Origin of the sequence: Pseudomonas sp. B6001, from assembly GCF_013386015.1 — a bacterium.
In the GTDB taxonomy this organism is placed as follows: domain Bacteria; phylum Pseudomonadota; class Gammaproteobacteria; order Pseudomonadales; family Pseudomonadaceae; genus Aquipseudomonas.
Genome location: NZ_JACAOX010000055.1, coordinates 1 through 17,550 on the forward strand (window position 1 = coordinate 1; position 17,550 = coordinate 17,550).

18 protein-coding genes are annotated in these 17,550 nt (G+C 62.6%); 2 read left to right on the forward strand and 16 right to left on the reverse strand.

Annotated elements, in window-relative coordinates; translation table 11 throughout:
- From HX821_RS31175 to HX821_RS31205, 7 genes are all read right to left on the reverse strand, one after another.
- Positions 1 to 1,849 (reverse strand): DUF6531 domain-containing protein (locus HX821_RS31175; protein ID WP_256349007.1); only part of this gene is annotated, 1,849 nt, incomplete at its 3' end.
- Positions 1,850 to 2,023: 174 nt separating this feature from the next.
- Complete coding sequence (locus HX821_RS31180; RefSeq protein WP_003209865.1) at positions 2,024 to 2,785, reverse strand: SDR family oxidoreductase; 762 nt, start codon at positions 2,783 to 2,785, stop codon at positions 2,024 to 2,026.
- The gene (locus tag HX821_RS31185; RefSeq protein ID WP_177037359.1) at positions 2,778 to 3,578 is read right to left on the reverse strand and encodes an SDR family NAD(P)-dependent oxidoreductase; all 801 of its coding nucleotides are present in this window, start codon (positions 3,576 to 3,578) and stop codon (positions 2,778 to 2,780) included. Before HX821_RS31185 ends, HX821_RS31180 begins: the two co-directional genes overlap by 8 nt.
- A complete protein-coding gene (locus HX821_RS31190) occupies positions 3,571 to 4,392 on the reverse strand; it encodes a molybdenum cofactor biosynthesis F family protein (protein ID WP_177037360.1) in 822 nt (273 codons plus the stop codon). The genes HX821_RS31185 and HX821_RS31190 overlap by 8 nt, the downstream gene beginning before the upstream one ends.
- An 86-nt stretch (positions 4,393 to 4,478) precedes the next feature.
- Positions 4,479 to 5,138, reverse strand: coding sequence for a LuxR C-terminal-related transcriptional regulator (locus HX821_RS31195; protein ID WP_177037361.1), 660 nt, complete (start codon positions 5,136 to 5,138; stop codon positions 4,479 to 4,481).
- 52 nt (positions 5,139 to 5,190) lie between these two features.
- Positions 5,191 to 5,556 (reverse strand): cupin domain-containing protein, encoded by a 366-nt coding sequence (locus HX821_RS31200; protein ID WP_087694950.1) that lies wholly within the window; start codon positions 5,554 to 5,556, stop codon positions 5,191 to 5,193.
- A 146-nt stretch (positions 5,557 to 5,702) separates the two neighbouring features.
- Positions 5,703 to 7,001 carry an FAD-binding oxidoreductase gene (locus HX821_RS31205; RefSeq protein ID WP_177021254.1) on the reverse strand — a complete coding sequence of 433 codons (1,299 nt, stop codon included), beginning with the start codon at positions 6,999 to 7,001 and terminating at the stop codon, positions 5,703 to 5,705.
- Positions 7,002 to 7,196: 195 nt separating this feature from the next.
- On the opposite strand from HX821_RS31205, the gene hpaR reads away from it, so the two are divergent.
- Entirely contained in the window at positions 7,197 to 7,619 is a 423-nt protein-coding gene (gene hpaR, locus HX821_RS31210; protein WP_003209875.1) for a homoprotocatechuate degradation operon regulator HpaR, read from the forward strand.
- A gap of 132 nt (positions 7,620 to 7,751) precedes the next feature.
- On the opposite strand, the gene hpaI is transcribed toward hpaR, so the two are convergent.
- The 8 genes from hpaI to HX821_RS31250 all read right to left on the reverse strand — a co-directional run bounded on the left by hpaI (position 7,752) and on the right by HX821_RS31250 (position 15,180).
- Positions 7,752 to 8,552: a 4-hydroxy-2-oxoheptanedioate aldolase gene (gene hpaI / locus HX821_RS31215; protein WP_177029009.1), complete on the reverse strand. Its 801-nt coding sequence runs from the start codon at positions 8,550 to 8,552 to the stop codon at positions 7,752 to 7,754.
- Positions 8,553 to 8,570: 18 nt separating this feature from the next.
- Positions 8,571 to 9,374 carry a 2-oxo-hept-4-ene-1,7-dioate hydratase gene (hpaH, locus tag HX821_RS31220; RefSeq protein ID WP_008437182.1) on the reverse strand — a complete coding sequence of 268 codons (804 nt, stop codon included), beginning with the start codon at positions 9,372 to 9,374 and terminating at the stop codon, positions 8,571 to 8,573.
- Positions 9,375 to 9,384: 10 nt separating this feature from the next.
- On the reverse strand, positions 9,385 to 10,689 hold the full coding sequence (locus HX821_RS31225; protein ID WP_008437183.1) for an MFS transporter: 1,305 nt from the start codon (positions 10,687 to 10,689) through the stop codon (positions 9,385 to 9,387).
- Positions 10,690 to 10,740: 51 nt separating this feature from the next.
- Positions 10,741 to 11,133 carry a 5-carboxymethyl-2-hydroxymuconate Delta-isomerase gene (locus tag HX821_RS31230; protein WP_177037362.1) on the reverse strand — a complete coding sequence of 131 codons (393 nt, stop codon included), beginning with the start codon at positions 11,131 to 11,133 and terminating at the stop codon, positions 10,741 to 10,743.
- Positions 11,134 to 11,275: 142 nt separating this feature from the next.
- Positions 11,276 to 12,133 (reverse strand): 3,4-dihydroxyphenylacetate 2,3-dioxygenase, encoded by an 858-nt coding sequence (gene hpaD / locus HX821_RS31235; RefSeq protein WP_003209884.1) that lies wholly within the window; start codon positions 12,131 to 12,133, stop codon positions 11,276 to 11,278.
- 148 nt (positions 12,134 to 12,281) lie between these two features.
- On the reverse strand, positions 12,282 to 13,742 hold the full coding sequence (hpaE, locus tag HX821_RS31240; protein ID WP_177037363.1) for a 5-carboxymethyl-2-hydroxymuconate semialdehyde dehydrogenase: 1,461 nt from the start codon (positions 13,740 to 13,742) through the stop codon (positions 12,282 to 12,284).
- Positions 13,743 to 13,747: 5 nt separating this feature from the next.
- A complete protein-coding gene (locus HX821_RS31245; RefSeq protein ID WP_177037364.1) occupies positions 13,748 to 14,518 on the reverse strand; it encodes a fumarylacetoacetate hydrolase family protein in 771 nt (256 codons plus the stop codon).
- The gene (locus HX821_RS31250; protein WP_008437186.1) at positions 14,515 to 15,180 is read right to left on the reverse strand and encodes a fumarylacetoacetate hydrolase family protein; all 666 of its coding nucleotides are present in this window, start codon (positions 15,178 to 15,180) and stop codon (positions 14,515 to 14,517) included. Before HX821_RS31250 ends, HX821_RS31245 begins: the two co-directional genes overlap by 4 nt.
- A 143-nt stretch (positions 15,181 to 15,323) precedes the next feature.
- Here HX821_RS31250 and hpaA point away from each other — a divergent pair, with 143 nt between their 5' ends.
- Complete coding sequence (gene hpaA / locus HX821_RS31255; RefSeq protein ID WP_177037365.1) at positions 15,324 to 16,226, forward strand: 4-hydroxyphenylacetate catabolism regulatory protein HpaA; 903 nt, start codon at positions 15,324 to 15,326, stop codon at positions 16,224 to 16,226.
- An 11-nt stretch (positions 16,227 to 16,237) separates the two neighbouring features.
- Here hpaA and HX821_RS31260 read toward each other — a convergent pair whose 3' ends face one another.
- Positions 16,238 to 17,494, reverse strand: coding sequence for an OprD family porin (locus HX821_RS31260; RefSeq protein WP_177037366.1), 1,257 nt, complete (start codon positions 17,492 to 17,494; stop codon positions 16,238 to 16,240).
- Positions 17,495 to 17,550 lie beyond the last annotated feature (56 nt).

Here is a 17,550-nt window from a genome sequence, read left to right on the forward strand (position 1 = left end):
ACCGATAACGCTCGCTTTCGCCTACCGCGTTGGTCGCTTCGATCAACCGCCACGCATTGTCGTACGTGTAGGCAACAACGTTCTGCTCGGTAACCCAGTCCAGTTCCCGCTGCACCTGATAGTCGACGGCAACGATATGTCGGCGGTCATACCGCAGCAGCAATCCTTGACCAACGCCGTTATCAATCCGCTGAATCCGCCCGGAATAGTCACGGGAAATACGCAGCCGGTTGTCATACGCATCGCTGATCGCCGTCAGCACACCGTCACGGAAGTGGTAGAAAAGCGACGCCTGAGCCAGCACCCATTCATCCGGCAAAGCACCCAGATAAATCGCCGCTTCCGCCAGGCTATTGGTGATCGCCGGCCGTGCAGCAGAGGGCAGGGGAAACGTGGTGCTGCGGTTTTCGTGATCGGTCCACACCACCGATCCGCCGCTCACCACCAAGCGCTGCGCCAGCGCATGACTCCAGCCAAACCCCAACCCGCAATCCACTTCCACGGCACTGCTGCGATACAACCGCGTCCAGGCAAATGGCAGGACACCCTCCAACGAGCCGTCTGTGAGGGTCAGCAGTTCCTCACCAGTAACCATCGAAACCGGACAGCCATTGGTACAGGTATTCGCCGAACAGACCGAAGCATCCCCATTGGGGTTTTTCGCCGAAGCCGGGGCATCATCCACATGTTCTTGCTTCACCAGCGCCGTGCGCGCCGTCTTCGGCTCCCGCACCATCGGTGCCGGGTTGGAAATCTCATCCACGCCAGCCTTCAACGGCACCGCCGCAGCCTTCACCGGTACTGCCTGACTCTGAAGCGATAACGGCTTAAGCACCTCCGCGTGCCTATCCAACGGGGCCGTACCGCCCAACTTGGCAATCTGTTCCAACCACTCCCGTGCCCGCTCGGACTTGACCTTGCCCAGCACCTGCGCGCCCAGCCGTACCGCCACACCCATACCGCCGGTAGCCCACAGCAACAGCAGGTTGAGCAACACCTCGGTGGTGATTTCCCCGAGCAACTCAAACATGTAGTGCGGCGGCAGCATGCGCATCCAACTGACCATCGCGGACAGGTAGATGAACAGCAGCGGCTCGTCGCTGAGAATCAACAATCCCTTGGCAATCGCCTCATGACTGAGCTTCAGGAGCGCTCCAAGCTCGGCTTGGGAGAGGTACTGCAGGAGCTTTTCGCTGTTGGGCTTGATGTCTGCCAACCACTGGTACAGCTGCGCAATACCGTCCCAGAGGCCGTAAAGCACGTTTTCAAAGCCCCGCGCATAAGCCAGTTGCAGCGAGGTGTAGCGCTCGCCATAACCCGCCTTGGCATAGCTCTCCCATATCGGCTTGAACGTGCTCGTCCACTGGCCGCGCAAGTTGCCTTCCAGCGAGCTGATCTCGGACTGATAGGAGGCATACAGTGCCTTGATGTGATCCCTGGAAACGTTGGGATAAAAGCTGACTCGATACTGCCGGTCGACGGTGCACTCGGTGACTTCGAGAATGCCGCTGGGGCCGATGGTTTTATGGATGGGGTCGCCGAGGGGACCACCGTCTTGCGCGACTTCCTGCAGCATCACCGGCGTATTGCCGATGGGCACGAACCGTGTGCTCTGGAACATGTGCACCAGGGTCAACGGTGAGTTGGCCTTGCAGGTCGCGACGGTGCTGGCGGGATACAGGGAACGGGTGATGGGCGCGACCAGCGAAACCTCGTCGCCGACCTTGAACACCTGCTCGACATCCAGTGCCGAAAAGCTCCAGAAGCTCTCGGCCCACGCGTCGTAGGTGTTCAGGCAATGTGTGAAGTCGTTGAGAACCCCATCGACGTCGCGCGTCTTCGGGTCCATCGCCGCCACCACCAGAAAGCCTATGGCGGGATTCAAGAGGCAGCCCCATCGGGCAGGGCATTAATCGAAAAAAACATCGGCGTTCCCTCGCGCTGTGTGATCAGGCGAGGGACTTTGCAGAGGTTCTCAGGGCAGGGGAGTAGAGGTTATCCGGCAGTTCGGTAGGACGTTTCGTTAAACCTCCGGCAAGGTCGAGCCGCCATCCACCACCAGCGTCTGCCCAGTGATATAGCCCGCCAGGTCCGATGCCAGAAACAGCATTGCCCCGGCAATATCCGACGGTGCGCCCAGCCGTCCCAGTGGCACCCGGCTGGCGATCTGTGCATTTACCTGGTCATCCCCCAGGTTGCCCATGGCCGGGGTTGCGATCATGCCGGGCTCCACACCGTTGACTCGCACATTCAAACCGGCCAGTTCCAGCGCCGCATTGCGAATGAACCCGTTGACCCCGGCCTTCGACGCCGCATAGTGACTCAACCCCGGAAACGCAACCCGGGGACCTGTGACAGACGACGTAACCAGCACGCAGCCCCGACCCTGACGGCGGAACATCGGCAGCGCCGCCTGGGTCAGCCAGAACAACGCCGAGAGGTTGACCGCCAAGGTACGGCCGAGCATCGCCGGAGTGATCTCGGCAAAGGGCGTCAGCGGAAAATACCCGGCGTTATGCACCAGAATATCCAGCCGCCCCCAGTCGTGTTCCACCCCCGCAATCAGCTCGAAAACCGCAGCCGCATCCGCCAGATCCACCGTCACCGCTTCCACCTGGCAGCCGCGCCCGCACAGCTCCAGCGCGAGCGCCTCTGCCAGTTGCAGGTCGGCGATCATCACCCGCGCGCCCCGCAGGGCAAACGCTTCGACGATGGCCCGACCAATACCCTGGGCGCCACCCGTTACCAATACGTTGCGACCAGTGAAATCCAGGTCTTCATTCATGACGCTGCTCCATACGCGCATAGGCCAGCGTCGGCACATCGACGATGCTTGAGCCCCCGTCCGCCACCAGCGTCGCACCCGTAATGATCGACGCGTCACTGGAGGCCAGGAAGCGGCACACCCTGGCGATTTCTTCAGCGCTGGCCGGCCGGCGCAACGGCACATCGGCGCACACCCGGTCATAGGCGTGCTGCAGCGTCTCGCCATGGAAATCCATCAACGGCTGCATTTCCTCATCCGCCATCGGCGTGCGCACCCAGCCGGGGCACACCGCGTTCACCCGCACCCCGCGCGGGCCGTAATCCCGGGCCAGCGAGCGATTGAGCCCGAGCAAGGCATGCTTGGCCGTGGTGTAGCCGCACACCTCGGGCCCGGCAGCCAGTGAGGCAATCGAACCCATCAGCACGATGTTCCCGCCACTTTCCAGCAGCAGCGGCAAGCACGCCCGCGCACTGTAGAAGGCGCTGTCGAGGTTGCTGCGCAGCGCCGCTTCCCAGGTCTGCGGGCTGGTGTCGGTGGCGCTGCCCACGCCATGGCCGCCCGCACAGGCCAGCAGCACGTCGATCCGCCCATAGTGCTGGCGAATCTGCGCAATAAAACCCTCCCAGGTCTGCGGGCAGGCCGCATCACCCACCAACACCAACCCCCCGGTTTCCCGCGCGACCTGCTCCAGCGGTTCGCGACGACGGCCGATCAGTATCAACTGCGCACCCTCGGCAGCATACAGCCGGGCGCACGCAGCACCGATGCCCGTGCCGGCCCCGGTGATCACAATCGTGCGCGGCTCAGTCATCAGGATGCTCCGTGCGATTGAGCACCTGGCAGTAGGAACTGATGGGAAAGTTCGATAGTTCATCGAAGGAGGCGTCGGCATAGCCAAAGATCTTGCCGTCGCTGCGGTGTTGCTGCAGGTCGATCAGCACCAGGCCGAGGGTGGGGATGATTTTTTCGCGCCAGACGAACAGGTAGAGCTGGTGGGCGATCTTGTAGTAATCGCAGCGGTCGGTGTCGCACAGGCCTTGCTCGACACCCTTGAGGCATTGCCAGGCGTAGAACTGGTGGTTGAGGTAGATGTGCTCGTAGACCTCGCTCGGGCTGTAGCGATACTGGTTGCGCAGGCCGATCAGGTCGGTGGTGGGTGCGTGGGGGCATTGGCCTGGCTGCCACGGGCGGTCGAGGCTGCCGTGGAGGAATTCCACTTCCACCGACGTCAGCGGCTTGCCGGCAAGGGCGCGGCTGTAGAGGCCTTCGCGGGTTTGTTCCTGGGTGGGCATGCGCCCGAGCACAGCGGTGAACGAAGCGCTGGCGGTGTCGAGCACCAGGCTGACCGACCAGGCCTGCGTGCCTTCGCGCTTGATGAAATCCACCAGGTACAGGCCGGGGCGCACGGAGGTCGCACGGTAGGTTGCGCTGCCGCTGGAGTGACCGTCGGCTGCAGCCCAGGAGAGCCTGTCGCGCTCGAACCGGTGCTCGATCTGCCAGCCATTGGCGAAGTGCAGCGTGAAGGCCTTGCCGCTCAGGTCGGCCAGGTTCGGCAGGATAAATGCCTCTGGGGCGAAGCCGTCGGCCAGGGCGCCCACGGTGATCCAGTCAGAAGGGGTGGTCATTTGCGAAGCTCCGGTTGGGTGGGTGAACACCACGGATCATCGCGCCCGTAAGTGGGCCCGACCATCAACCAGATGGTTGAGGTTGGCTACAGGAACAGGGTACCCACCAGCTCGGTACGACTGCTGACGCCGGCCTTGCGAAACAGGTTGATCAGGTGGGTCTTGATGGTGGGCAGGCCGACGTCCAGCTCCTGGGCCAGCTGTTTATTGCTGGCGCCCTGGCGCAACAGCAGGGCGATCTGGCGCTCCTTGGGTGTGAGACCGGCCAATGCATCTTCAGTGGGCTGCATGTTGGCCACCGCCAGTTGCAGCAAGGTTTGCAGGGCGTTCAGTTGGGCCAGTTGCTCGCCGGTGAAAGCGCCCTGGTCGGCGGTGCGCAACAGCGAAATCGCCGCCTGGGGCTGGCCGGCGCGCTGGGCGAAAATCTCCACCACATCGACCACGCCATAGCGCCGCAGAAAATCCCCATAGCGCCGGGTATCCCGCGCCGGCTGGCGGGCCATGGCAAGGCCCAGCGGCACCACCGCCAGGCCACTGGACAGGCAGTTGCGCGGTTGCAACGGGTCGAATTGGCGGTAGTTGTCGAGGTAGTCGCGGTGCATTTCGCCGCTCATGCCGTGCAACTGGAAATCACGGGCTTGCAGCTGGCGGTCGACGCAATAGAACGCGGCCTGGCTGACCGGAATCAAGCGGGTGAAAGCCTGCAGGCACTGGTCGGCGACTTCGTGGGCGGGGAGAGCGTGCATGGGTGGGCACCTGCGCCAAAAGGCTGCCGACGGGTGCCGGCAGCCGGGGCTATCACACCACGGCGAAGTAGTGTTTGACGAAACTTTCGCTGACCACTTCCCACAGCACCGGGGTGCCCTTGGTCACGAACCAGCTGTCACCGGCCTTGTAGCGGGTCCTCTGGCCGGTGGACTCGTCGGTGAGCACCACTTCGCCGGTGACCACGGTGGCTTGTTCGGCAAACGGGTAGACCATGCGGAACTTGCCCTGGGTGGTGCCGAAATAGGCGCTGCTGACCGGGTCGGTGGGGGCACCGAAGGTCATTTTGCCGAAGGCCCGGACTTCGCCTTCGAGGATGGTGGAACCGAGGTCGGCGACGGTGCCCCAGGCGTCGAGTTCGGATAGCTGGATGTCTTTCTTGAGGGTAACGAGGGTCATGGCAGTTGCTCCTGATGAGAAAAAATTAGTGACCAACTGTAGGAGCGAGCTTGCTCGCGAAGGTCGTCAACGATGACGTTGGCGTCCTGGATTAACGCGGCGCCCTTGGGTTTTTCGCGAGCAAGCTCGCTCCTACAGGGTGTTTGTCAGCGGCGGCCGTTCCAGTAACCGGAGAGCTGATGCCAGGATTTTCCGGCGGTAAGCAGCAGTGGGCGGATCGCGTCCTTGCCGATGATGGTCGGGCGATGGATCGAGCTGACCAGGTCATACCGCGCCGAGCCTTCGCTCATGCCTTCGGCCAGCACCTTGCAGATGATGTGGCTTGGGGTCACGCCGAAGCCCGAATAGCCCTGCACGTAGAACGCGTTGCTGCGCCCGGGCAGGGTGCCGACCTGTGGGAACAGGTTCGGGCTGCAGGCCATCGGGCCGCCCCAGGCCAGGTCGATCTTCACGTCCTTGAGGTACGGGAAAATCTTCAGCATCAGGTTGCGGTTCCAGGCTTTCAAATCGCCGGGAATGTGCTCCACCAAAGGCGTGGCGGCGCCGAACAGCAGGCGGTTTTCGTTGGTGACGCGGTAGTAGTCGATCACCGGGCGAATGTCGCTGTAGGCCCCGCGAATCGGGCTGATACGGTTGATCAGCTCTTCTGGCAACGGCTCGGTCATCATCTGGAACGCGTAGGTGTTGATGGTCGAGCGGTGCAGTTCCGGCTCCAGCTTGTTGAGGAAACTGTCGCAGGCCCACAGCAGCTTGCTGGCCTTGACCGAACCGCGGCCGGTGCGCACGGTGATGCGCTCGCCATAACTGACTTCCAGCGCCGGGCTGTTCTCGAAAATCCGCACGCCGTGGCCGGCCAGGGCCTTGGCTTCGCCCAGCAGCAGGTTCAACGAGTGCACATGCCCGCCGCCCATGTGCAGCAGGGCGCTGCTGTAGGCGTCGGAGCCGATGATCTGCTTGACGTCGGAGCCGCCAAGAAAGCGGATCTCGTGTTGGGTGTTGATGGATTTGAAGTCTTTCTCCCAGGCGCGCAGGGTCTTTTCCTGGCGGGCGTTGAAGCCCATGTAGCCATAGCCGTGGCAGAAGTCGGCATCGATGTCGTACTTGGCGATGCGGTTCTTGATGATGTCGGCGCCCAGGTCGCTGATCTCGAAGATCTGGCGCAGGCCGTCTTCACCCACGTCCTTCTTGATCTTTTCCAGGTCGTGGCCGATGCCGGCCATGATCTGCCCACCGTTACGCCCGGTTCCGCCGAACCCCAGGTAACGCGCTTCCAGCACGACGATGTTGGTGATGCCTTTTTCGGCGAGCTCCAGGGCGGTGTTGATCCCGGAAAAGCCGCCACCGATGATCACCACGTCGGCTTCCACGTCCTGCTCCAGGGTGGGGAAGCTGAGGTTGTATTTCTTGGTCGCCGTGTAATAGGTCGGCGTTTCGATATTGATCATTGCGCTGCCTGACAGTGAAGAGCTAATGAGTGTATTAAGGCCGTTGGCGCGCTGGATGTCTTGATTCTGTGTGCCGCCGGTTTTGATCCTGCGCGCCAGAGCCTTCGCCGGCTTCACAAGTTATAGCGTGAGGTGGGGAGGAGAGTGTTAGAGTTTCGTTAAAACATTAACTAAATCTATCGTGACCCTGAGCCTATGTTGAAACCCAGACAATCCCTGACCCTGACCTTGCTTCAGGCCCGTGAAGCGGCCATGAGTTTTTTCCGGCCCTCGCTGAATGAGCATGGGCTGACCGAGCAGCAATGGCGGGTTATTCGAATTCTCAGCCAGCATGACGAGCTGGAGATTTACCAACTGGCGGAACTGGCGTGCATTCTCAAGCCGAGCATGACCGGCGTGCTGGTACGCATGGAGGCGGCGGGGATGGTGCACCGGCGCAAGGCCGAGCAGGATCAGCGGCGGGTGCTGGTGACGCTGGCGGAGAAGGGCAAGGCCAGTTTCGAGTCGATGAGCCAGTGCATGGAGGAGAATTACCAGCGGTTGCAGGAGCAGTTCGGGGAGGAGAAGTTGCAGGTGTTGCTGGGGTTGCTGGATGAGTTGAAGACTATCAAGCGCTGACACACCGCCGATCCAAATGTGGGAGCGGGCTTGCTCGCGAATGCGGTGGGTCAGCCAACAAACCTGGCACTGATACACCGCTTTCGCGAGCAAGCCCGCTCCCACATTTTGGATCTTTGTGGTTTCAGAGCGTCAGTACACGCCGCCGGTAATGGCCGGTGTTGCGGTGTCTTTGAATTTCGCCGCCAACCCCTGCAACCCGCGCATCAACACCGTCGTATCCACCCCTACCGCCACAAACGCCGCCCCGAGCTCGATATACCGCCGCGCCAGTTTCTCATCCGCACTCAAGATGCCCGCCGCCTTGCCGGCTTTTTGAATCCGCCCAATCGCGTCCTCAATCGCCGCCTGCACCTCGGGGTGCCCGGGATTCCCCCGGTGCCCCATGGCCGCGCTCAGGTCCGCCGGGCCGATAAACACCCCGTCCACTCCGTCAACCGCCGCAATCGCATCGAGGTTGTCCAGGCCTTCACGGTTCTCGATCTGCACCAGCAGGCACATCTGCGCATCGGCCTCATCCAGGTAACCGGGAATACTGTTCCAGCGCGACGCCCGCGCCAGCGCGCTGCCCACGCCCCGTACACCACCCGGTGGATAACGCATCGCCCGCACCAGCTGCCGTGCCTGGTCAGCCGTCTCCACCATCGGCACCAACAGCGTCTGCACGCCGATATCCAGCACCTGCTTGATCAACGCCGTATCGCCGATCACCGGGCGAATCACCGGTTGGCTGTCATAAGGCGCGACAGCCTGCAGTTGGCCGAGCATGCCGCGCAGGTCATTGGGCGCGTGCTCGCCGTCGATCAGCAGCCAGTCGAACCCGGCATTCGCCGCCAGTTCGGCGCAATAAGCGTCCGCCAAACCGAGCCACAGGCCGATCTGGGTCTCGCCACGTTGCAGGCGTTGCTTGAAGCGGTTGATGGGCATGTCCATGAAACAGTCCTCCAGTATTCAGACAAAGCGGCAGGAGATGGAACCCAGCATGTCGTAGTCGACATGGAAGGTGTCACCCGGATTCGCCGCCACCGGGCGGGTGAAGGAGCCGCCGAGGATGATCTGGCCGGGTTGCAGGGTGACGTCGTACGGCGCCAGTTTGTTCGCCAGCCAGGCCACGCCCTTGGCCGGGTGGTTGAGCACGGCAGCCGACACCCCGGACTCTTCGATCACCCCGTTGCGGTACAGCACCGCTGGCACCTTGCGCAGGTCGATCTCGGTGGGGCGCACGGCGCGGCCGCCCATCACCACGCCGGCATTGGCGGCGTTGTCGGAAATGGTGTCGAACACCTTGCGGGTGGCGTTGGTGTGCGGGTCGATCTGCTGGATGCGGGCGTCGATGATTTCCAGCGCCGGGATCACCCATTCCGTGGCATCGAGCACATCGAAAATCGTGCAGTTCGGGCCCTTGAGCGGCTTGCCGAGGATGAACGCCAGTTCCACTTCCACCCTCGGCACGATGAAGCGCTCGAAGGGGATGTCGGTGCCTTCGTCGAAGAACATGTCATCGAGCAGGGCGCCGTAATCCGGCTCGGTGATGTTCGACGACACCTGCATCGCCCGCGACGTCAGGCCGATCTTGTGCCCGACCAGCTTGCGCCCGTCCTTGATTTTCCGGGCCACCCAGGCGCGCTGGATGGCGTAGGCGTCTTCAATCGTGATGTTCGGATGCTCCAGGGAAAACTGGCGCACCTGTTCACGGGAACGCTCGGCCTGGTCGAGGCGGGCGGCGGCTTGCTGAATAAGGGCTTGATCAAGCATGACAAAATCTCTACTGGGGATTGACGATGGCCGCATGGGTGCGCAGCACCAGCAGGCCGCCGAGGGCGATAAGCAGCGCCAGCACGTACAGGGCCAGGCTCGCGCTTTGGGTGGTGTCGCGCATCCAGCCGATCAGGTAGGGCGCGAGGAACGAAGCGATGCTGCCGAACGAGCTGATCAGCGCGATGCCGGCCGCCTGGGTGCTGTTGGACAGGAACGCCGGCGGCAATTGCCAGAACATCGGCAGCGCAGCGCTGGCGCCCATGCCGGCGAGGATCAGGCCGCCCAGCACCAGGGTCGGGTTGGTGGGCGAGAGCCCGGCCACCGCAATACCGATGGCCGACATCAGCAACGGCACGCACAGGTGCCAGCGGCGTTCGCGGTTGCGGTCGGACGAGCGCCCGCAGCCGATCATGAAGAAGCACCCGGCCAGATACGGTACGGCGCTCAGCAAGCCGACCTGGCTGTCGCGGCCGATGCCGGCGCCGTGGATCAGGGTGGGCATCCAGAACGCCAGGGTGTTCACCGCCAGCATCACCGCGAAGTACACCGCCACCAGCAGCCACACCTGCGGGTCACGCAGGATGCCGCCGAAGGAGGTGATGGATTTGCGCTGTTCTTCAGTGCTCAGTTGCTCGCGCAGTTGTTGCTTTTGCGCGGGCTCCAGCCACTTCACGGTTTCGAAGCTGTCGGGCAGGTATTTCAGGACGACCAGGCCGAGCAGCACCACCGGGGCGCCTTCGATCAGGAACATCCACTGCCAGCCCCGCAGCCCGCCGAAATCATGGAAGTTCTCCAGGATCGCACCGGACAACGGGCCACCAATCACACCGGCCATGGGCACGGCAATCGCAAACAGCGCGGTGACTTGCGCCCGGCGGCGGGCCGGGTACCAGCGGTTGAGGAACACCAGGATCCCCGGGAAGAAGCCGGCTTCGGCCACCCCCAGCAGAAAGCGCAGCACGTAGAAGCCCGTGGAGCTTTCGATCCACAGCATGCTGGTGGAGAGCACGCCCCACACCACCATCAGGCAGGCGATCCAGCGCCGTGGGCCGACCCGGTCCAGGGCCATGTTGCTGGGTACGCCGAACAGCGCGTAGGCGATGAAAAACAGGCCGGCACCGAGGCCATACACCGTGTCGCTGAAGTGCAGGTCGGTGCTCATCTGCATCTTGGCGAAGCCGATGTTGATGCGGTCCAGGTGGGCAAACAGGTAGCAGATCAGCAGCAACGGCATCAGTCGCCAGGTGACGATGCTGTGGGTGCGCTGATGTTCGATCAGGGTGGTGCTGTCGGCGGTATTGGCTGTGCTCATGATGTTGTTCTTTTTTGTTTGAGTGGCCATGGGCGGAAAGGTGGGCTGTGCTCAGCCCGCCTGGTTCTTCAGGAATGCGTGCACGTTGTTCTGCTTGAAATTCAGCTCGGGGTGCAGCTCGATCATCTCGAACGACAACGCCAGCAGCCGCTGGGATTGCAGCTCGGCGAAGTGCTCGGTGATGACCTTGAACAGGGCTTCGGCCACCGTTTTTCGGGTTTCCAGGTCGCGCCCGTGGCCGACCTTGAGGGTCATATGGACGAAGGCGTAGTCATGCTTCCCGTCGGCCATGCGCCAGGTGTCCAGGCGCACCCCGCGACTGCGAATGCCCCCCAGGGGAAACACGCCGCTGTCCCCCAGCACGGCGTGAACCTGCTCGAACAGAGCCGGCAGGTTGGCCTGCTGCTCGATGTTGTCGGTGTATTCCGCGATGAAGTGCGGCATGTGTATCTCCTCTTGGGGTGAGGTGCAGCGAATTCCTTGTAGGAGCTGGCTTGCCTGCGATGGCATCAACTCGGTGCGACAGATACACCGAGGTGCCTGCATCGCAGGCAAGCCAGCTCCCACATTTGATCCTCACCAAGGCTCATAAAGGGAAAATGGCATTGATCTGCCCGGTGCCCGAACTGCCGAACGGCTGGGTGATGATCTCGGCCGGCTGGTTGTAGTCCGGCCCGCCCAGCAGTCCCAGGAGCATCGCGGTGTCGTGCATCTTGCCTTCGCCGAAGCAGTGCTCGGCGTAGTCCGGCAGCATTGCGCAGAACTCCTTGAAGCGGCCTTGCTTCCACATCTCCACCACGTGCAGGTCCATCTGTTTGTCGAATTCACGGGTCCAGTTGTGGATGTTGGCTTCGGCTTCGCGGTCGTCCGAGAAACGGTGGGAGAGGGAGCCCGAGGCCAGCACCAGGACTTTGCGGTCGCTTTTCTCGATCGCCCGGCGCACGGCGGCGCCGAACGCGAAGCTGTCTTCCAGGCGGTGCCAGGCGCACCACGCGGCAATCGAGATCACGTCGAACTTCTGCGCGTCCGGCACGCCCATGTGCATGTAGCGCATCGGCACCAGGGTGCCGTATTCCAGCTCCAGGCTCGGGATGTTGTGGGCCATGGTGCGCACGCCGGCCAGGTTGGCCTCGGCGGCGATCAACTCGCCCAGCTCGGGGCAGCCCGGGTACTCGTACTCCATGTTCTTGATGAAGTGCGGCAGCTCGTTGCTGGTGTAGGTGCCCTTGAAATGCTCGCCGCAGTTGACGTGATAGCCGCTGTTGACCAGCCAGTGCACGTCGAACACCACCGCGGTGTCGGCCCCCAGTTCACGGGCGCGCCGCCCGATTTCCTTGTGCCCGGCGATGGCTGCTTCGCGGCAACCGTGGTGCTTGCCGGGCAGTTCCGACAGGTACATCGAGGGGACGTGGCAGATCTTCGCTGCCAGAACCACTTCGCCCATGATCATTCTCCTGAGTATTTATTCTTTTGTAGGAGCGAGCTTGCTCGCGAAAAACGTCAACGATAACGCAGCACTTCTGTTAGCCCGCGGCGCCTGCGGGTTCTTCGCGAGCAAGCTCGCTCCTACAGGTAGCGTTGTTATATCCGGGTTACACACCCCAGCGCGGGATGTGATGACTGCCCATGGAAATGCACACGTTCTTGATCTCGGCAAACACTTCGAAGCTGTACTGGCCGCCTTCACGGCCGGTGCCGGAACCTTTTACCCCACCAAACGGCTGGCGCAAGTCCCGCACGTTCTGGCTGTTGATGAACACCATGCCGGCTTCGATGCCGTAGGCCAGACGATGCGCCTTGCCGATGTCCTGGGTCCAGATATAGGACGCCAGGCCGTACTCGGTGTCGTTGGCCAGTTGCAGCGCCTCGGCTTCGTCCTTGAACGGGATCAGGCACACCACCGGGCCAAAGATTTCTTCCTGGGCGATGCGCATGTTGTTGTTCACATCGGCAAACACCGTCGGCTGGATAAACTGCCCGCGGCTCAAGTGCGCCGGCAGGTTGGCCGGGCGTTCCAGGCCGCCGGCCAGCAGGGTGGCGCCTTCTTCGAGGCCAATCCTGATGTAGCCGGTGACCTTGTCGTAGTGGGCCTGGGTGATCATCGAGCCAACCTGGGTCTTCGGGTCCTGTGGGTCGCCGACGATCAGGCGTTTGGCGCGGGCGGCAAATTCGGCGACGAACTGCGGGTACACGCTCTCCTGAATGAAGATCCGGCTGCCAGCGGTGCAGCGCTCACCGTTGAGCGAGAAGATGGTGAACAGTGCCGCGTCGAGGGCGCGGTCCAGGTCGGCGTCTTCAAAGATCAGCACCGGCGACTTGCCGCCCAGTTCCATGGAGTACTTTTTCAGCCCGGCGGTCTGCATGATTTTCTTGCCGGTGGCGGTACCGCCGGTGAAGGAAATCGCCCGCACGTCCGGGTGGCGCACTAGCGCATCACCGGCGGTGGCGCCGTAGCCCTGGATTACGTTCAGCACGCCGTTGGGGATCCCGGCTTCGACCGCCAGGCGCCCCAGTTCATTGGCCGTCAGCGGCGACAGCTCGGACATCTTCAGCACCGCGGTATTGCCCAGCGCCAGGCACGGCGCAGTCTTCCAGGTGGCGGTCATGAACGGCACGTTCCATGGCGACACCAACGCACACACACCCACCGGCTGGTAAAGCGTGTAGTTGAGCATCTGGTCGTCCACCGGGTAACTGTGGCCGTCCATGCGGGTGCAGACTTCGGCGAAGAAATCGAAGTTGTGGGACGCCCGGGGAATCAGCACGTTCCTGGTCTGGTGGATCGGCAGGCCGGTGTCGAGGGTTTCCAGCTCGGCCAGGTGCGGCACGTTCTGTTCGATCAGCTCACCGAGCTTGCGCATCAAGCGGGCCCGTTCCTTGGCTGGCGTTCCCGCCCACTTCGGAAAGGCTTCCTTGGCTGCTGCAACGGCCTGCGCCACTTCCTCGGCACCGCCGCTGGCCACTTCACCGATGGCTTCGCCGGTGGCCGGGTTGTAGTTGATGAAGGTGTCTTTGCTCTCGACCTCACGGCCGTTGATCCAGTGTTTGATCATATTGCTCAAGCCTCTTTACGGGCGGCGAAAAAGTCCGCCTCGCTGACAATTCGATTGACCAGGCGGCCTACGCCTTCCACTTCCACGACCACTTCATCCCCCGGCACCACATCCGCCAGGCCTTCCGGGGTGCCGGTGGCGATCATGTCGCCGGGCTGCAGAGTCATGAAGCTGGACAGGTATTCGATCAAATACGGGATGTCGAAAATCATGTCCGAGGTCGAGCCTTCCTGGCGCAGTTCACCGTTGATCCAGGTGCGCAGCTTCAGGTTGCTCGGGTCCGGCACGTCGGCGACATCCACGATCCATGGGCCCACGGGCGTGGTGGCGTCGCGGTTTTTCACCCGCAGGTTGGGGCGGTAGTAGTTTTCCAGGTAGTCGCGGATCGCGTAGTCGTTGCACACCGTGTAGCCGGCCAGATACTCGAGGGCGTTCTCGCGCTTGACGTTGCGCGCAGGCTTGCCGATGACCGCCACCAGTTCGCACTCGTAGTGCATGTAGGCGACGTTGTCCGGGCGCCAGGTCACCTGGTTGTGGCCGGTGTAGGTGCCGGGGGACTTGATGAACGCCAGCGGTTCAGTCGGTGGCTTGAAGGCCAGTTCGGCGGCGTGGTCGGCGTAGTTCAGGCCGAGGGCAAACATGCTGCCGGTGGCCGGTGGCAGCCATTCGACCTGGTCTTCAGCCAGCAGGCGACCGTCGGCCAGGCGCACGGCGTTTTCAGCTTCTACCAGCACCTGGTGGGCTTCACCTTCAAAGCGAATACGGGCGTGTTTCATGACAGCTCCTCTGCCTTGATGTGGTTGACCAGGCGGCCCAGGCCGCTGATCTCGACTTCAACCGTGTCGCCGGGTTGCACATCCACCCGGCCTTCGGGGGTGCCGGTGATCAGCACGTCGCCTTCGTGCAGGGTCATGAACTCGCTGATCTCGGCGATCAACTGCGGCAGGCTGCGCACGAAATTGGCGGTGGAGTTTTGCTGGCGCAGTTCACCGTTGACGAACAGCTTCACGCTCAATTGATGCGGATTGGCGACCTGGTCGCGGGCTACCAGTTCCGGGCCCAATGCGCAGAAACCGTCCCGGCACTTGGCTTTCACCGCCGGGCGGTAGTAGCTGTCTTCCGGCAGGCTGAACTCATTGACGATGGTGTAGCCCGCCACATGCTCCAGGGCATTTTCGACGCTGACCCGGCTGGCGCTCTTGCCAATCACCACCCCGAGTGCCGGACCCGGTTGCAGGCGTTCACCCTGTGGGTGCAGCACCACGCCGTCGTGGCCGTTGCGGGTATTGGGCGTCTTGATGAACAGCACCGGCTTCACCGGTGGTTTCTGGTAAGGCGCTTGTTCGAATTCGGCGAGACGTTGATTCAGCAACCCCTGGTAGTTCAGCGCAACGCCGAACAGGGTGCCGTTCGCAACATCATGCAGGGCACGGCTCATGCTTTTCTCCTGGCAGTGGCGGGGCAGATTCGGACCTGCACCGTGGGAAATTCGTTAACGTGTTAACGTTATAATTAAGATGTTAACTATCGTCAAGCGTGGCAATATTTCAGGGCAGTCAAAACAACAAAGAGAATGCAGTGATGAGCGATCGTCAGCCGATCCCCAACATCAACATCGGGCAGGTCTACGACCAGCGTTACAGCGATGCCGAGGTGCACTACGACCGGCTCGGCAACCTGGCGGGATTTTTTGGCCGCAACATGCCGGTGCATCGCCATGACCGGTTTTTCCAGGTGCATTACGTCAAGACCGGCACGGTGCGGGTCTACCTGGACGACCAGCAGTACCTCGAATCCGGGCCGATGTTTTTCCTCACGCCGCCGACGGTGGCGCATTCCTTCGTCACCGAAGCCGACGCCGACGGCCATGTGCTGACCGTGCGCCAGCAACTGGTGTGGGCCTTGATTGACGCCGACCCCAGCCTGGCCCCCGGCGCACAATTGCCGGCGGCCTGCGTGGCGTTGGCGCGGCTGGCACCGGAGTTTCAGCCCGAGGTGCGCCGCCTGGAATTCCTGTTTGATGAGCTGTGCAGCGAGATCAACGCCCAGGCCAGCGGACGCGGTTCGGCCCTGGACAGCCTGACGCGGCTGATCATGATCAGCCTGCTGCGGCTCTGCGCCAATTCCCTGGAAGCCCGCCCTGCACGTCACGAAGACCTGCGGATTTTTCACCGCTTCAACGAACTGATCGAAGACCACTACCTGCAACACTGGCCGCTGTCGCGCTATGCCGACGGTATCGGCGTCACTGAAGCGCGGCTCAACGAGGTGTGCCGACGCATCGCCGACCTGCCGTCCAAGCGCCTGATTCTGGAGCGGCTGATGCAGGAGGCCCGACGCCTGCTGCTGTTCACCGGCAGTTCGGCGAATGAAATCTGCTACCAGCTGGGGTTCAAGGACCCGGCGTATTTCAGCCGGTTCTTCCAGCGCTACGCGCAGATGACGCCGGGGGAATACCGCCAGCGTCAATCGGGGTTGCGCTGAGGTGGCCAGCGTTACCACAGGGCTACGGTGTAGCCGATGATCACCCGGCTTTCGTCGATGTCGCTGGTCAGGCCGTTGCTTGAGCGCAGGGTCGCATTGCGCAGGCGCACGTTGACGTTCTTCAACGGGCCGCTCTGCACGGTGTAGACCAGGTCGGTGTCGCGCTCCCATTCGTGGCCGTTGCGCACCGTGGCGGTTTGCGCATGGCTGCCGTCGACGTAGCGGGTCATGAAGGTCAGGCCCGGCAGGCCGAGGGCGGCGAAGTTGTAGTCGTAGCGCGCCTGCCAGGCATCGGTGTTGGCCTTGGTGAAGATATTGATGGTCACCAGGTTGACCGAATACGGATCTTGCCCCGGGAAGGCAAAGTCGCCGTCGCCGGAAAGGTTCTGGAAGCCCAGGCCGAATTTGTGTGCGCCCACCGACAAACTGAACATGCCGTTGAAAAAGCGGTTGTCGATCCGCCCGCCGTCCACCCGCGAAGCGCTGCGCAGCAGGGCGCTGCCTTGCTCGCGGGTGTCGAAGTAGCGCAGGTCGGTGCGCAGGTTCACGCCCTCGGCCAGCGGCAGGTCATGCACCAGGCCGATGAAATTCTGGCGGTAGATGTCCTGCATCTGCGCGTAGTAATAGGTCGCGGCCAGGTGCGGGTTGATCGCGTAGGTGCCGCCGGCAAGGTCCAGGTGGCTGCTGTTGACGCCGCCGTAGCTCATGGACTCGTTGTTGGAGGAGTCCCGCAGGTTCTGTTTTTCCAGGCGGCCGACGTTCAGGGTCAGGCCGTCGATGTCCTGGGAGGTCACCAGTTCACCGTTGTAGGTCGACGGCAACAGCCGCGTGTCGTTATAGGCGGCCACCGGCAACAGCGGTTGCAGGGTGCCGAGCTTGAGCACGGTTTTCGACACGCGCAATTTGGCGGTCAGGCCGAGTTCGCTGTAGCTGTCGGCCGGCTCGCCGCTGGCGCCAGACGGCAACAGCCCGGTGCCCCGGCGGTCGCGGCTGGAGTCGAGCTTCAGGCCCACTTCACCCAGGGCGTCCACGCCAAACCCGACCACGCCTTCGGTGTAGCCCGACTCCAGGCGCAGCACAAAACCTTGCGCCCATTCGTCTGCCTTGTTCTGCGGCGCGTTGGCCTGGCGAAAGTCGCGGTTCATGTAGAAATTGCGCAGGTCCAGGCTGGCCTTGCTGTCCTGGATGAAGTCGGCGTGGGCGACCAGAGGGCTAAACGCGGCGCACAGGCCAGCGCTTGCCGCCGTGCGAAAGAGGCACGAATGCATGAGGGGCGTTCCTTTTGTTGTTTTTGTTGGTAGAGCCCGCCACCAGGGCAGGGGCG

Coding starts and splice junctions, on each gene's coding strand:
- hpaD (WP_003209884.1), bottom strand. CDS start 12,133: ATGGGCGAAGTGGTTCTGGCAGCGAAGATCTGCCACGTCCCCTCGATG.
- hpaA (WP_177037365.1), top strand. CDS start 15,324: ATGAGCGATCGTCAGCCGATCCCCAACATCAACATCGGGCAGGTCTAC.
- hpaH (WP_008437182.1), bottom strand. CDS start 9,374: ATGCTTGATCAAGCCCTTATTCAGCAAGCCGCCGCCCGCCTCGACCAG.
- HX821_RS31250 (WP_008437186.1), bottom strand. CDS start 15,180: ATGAGCCGTGCCCTGCATGATGTTGCGAACGGCACCCTGTTCGGCGTT.
- HX821_RS31245 (WP_177037364.1), bottom strand. CDS start 14,518: ATGAAACACGCCCGTATTCGCTTTGAAGGTGAAGCCCACCAGGTGCTG.
- HX821_RS31230 (WP_177037362.1), bottom strand. CDS start 11,133: ATGCCGCACTTCATCGCGGAATACACCGACAACATCGAGCAGCAGGCC.
- HX821_RS31200 (WP_087694950.1), bottom strand. CDS start 5,556: ATGACCCTCGTTACCCTCAAGAAAGACATCCAGCTATCCGAACTCGAC.
- HX821_RS31225 (WP_008437183.1), bottom strand. CDS start 10,689: ATGAGCACAGCCAATACCGCCGACAGCACCACCCTGATCGAACATCAG.
- hpaI (WP_177029009.1), bottom strand. CDS start 8,552: ATGGACATGCCCATCAACCGCTTCAAGCAACGCCTGCAACGTGGCGAG.
- hpaR (WP_003209875.1), top strand. CDS start 7,197: ATGTTGAAACCCAGACAATCCCTGACCCTGACCTTGCTTCAGGCCCGT.
- HX821_RS31260 (WP_177037366.1), bottom strand. CDS start 17,494: ATGCATTCGTGCCTCTTTCGCACGGCGGCAAGCGCTGGCCTGTGCGCC.
- HX821_RS31180 (WP_003209865.1), bottom strand. CDS start 2,785: ATGAATGAAGACCTGGATTTCACTGGTCGCAACGTATTGGTAACGGGT.
- HX821_RS31205 (WP_177021254.1), bottom strand. CDS start 7,001: ATGATCAATATCGAAACGCCGACCTATTACACGGCGACCAAGAAATAC.
- HX821_RS31185 (WP_177037359.1), bottom strand. CDS start 3,578: ATGACTGAGCCGCGCACGATTGTGATCACCGGGGCCGGCACGGGCATC.
- HX821_RS31190 (WP_177037360.1), bottom strand. CDS start 4,392: ATGACCACCCCTTCTGACTGGATCACCGTGGGCGCCCTGGCCGACGGC.
- HX821_RS31195 (WP_177037361.1), bottom strand. CDS start 5,138: ATGCACGCTCTCCCCGCCCACGAAGTCGCCGACCAGTGCCTGCAGGCT.
- hpaE (WP_177037363.1), bottom strand. CDS start 13,742: ATGATCAAACACTGGATCAACGGCCGTGAGGTCGAGAGCAAAGACACC.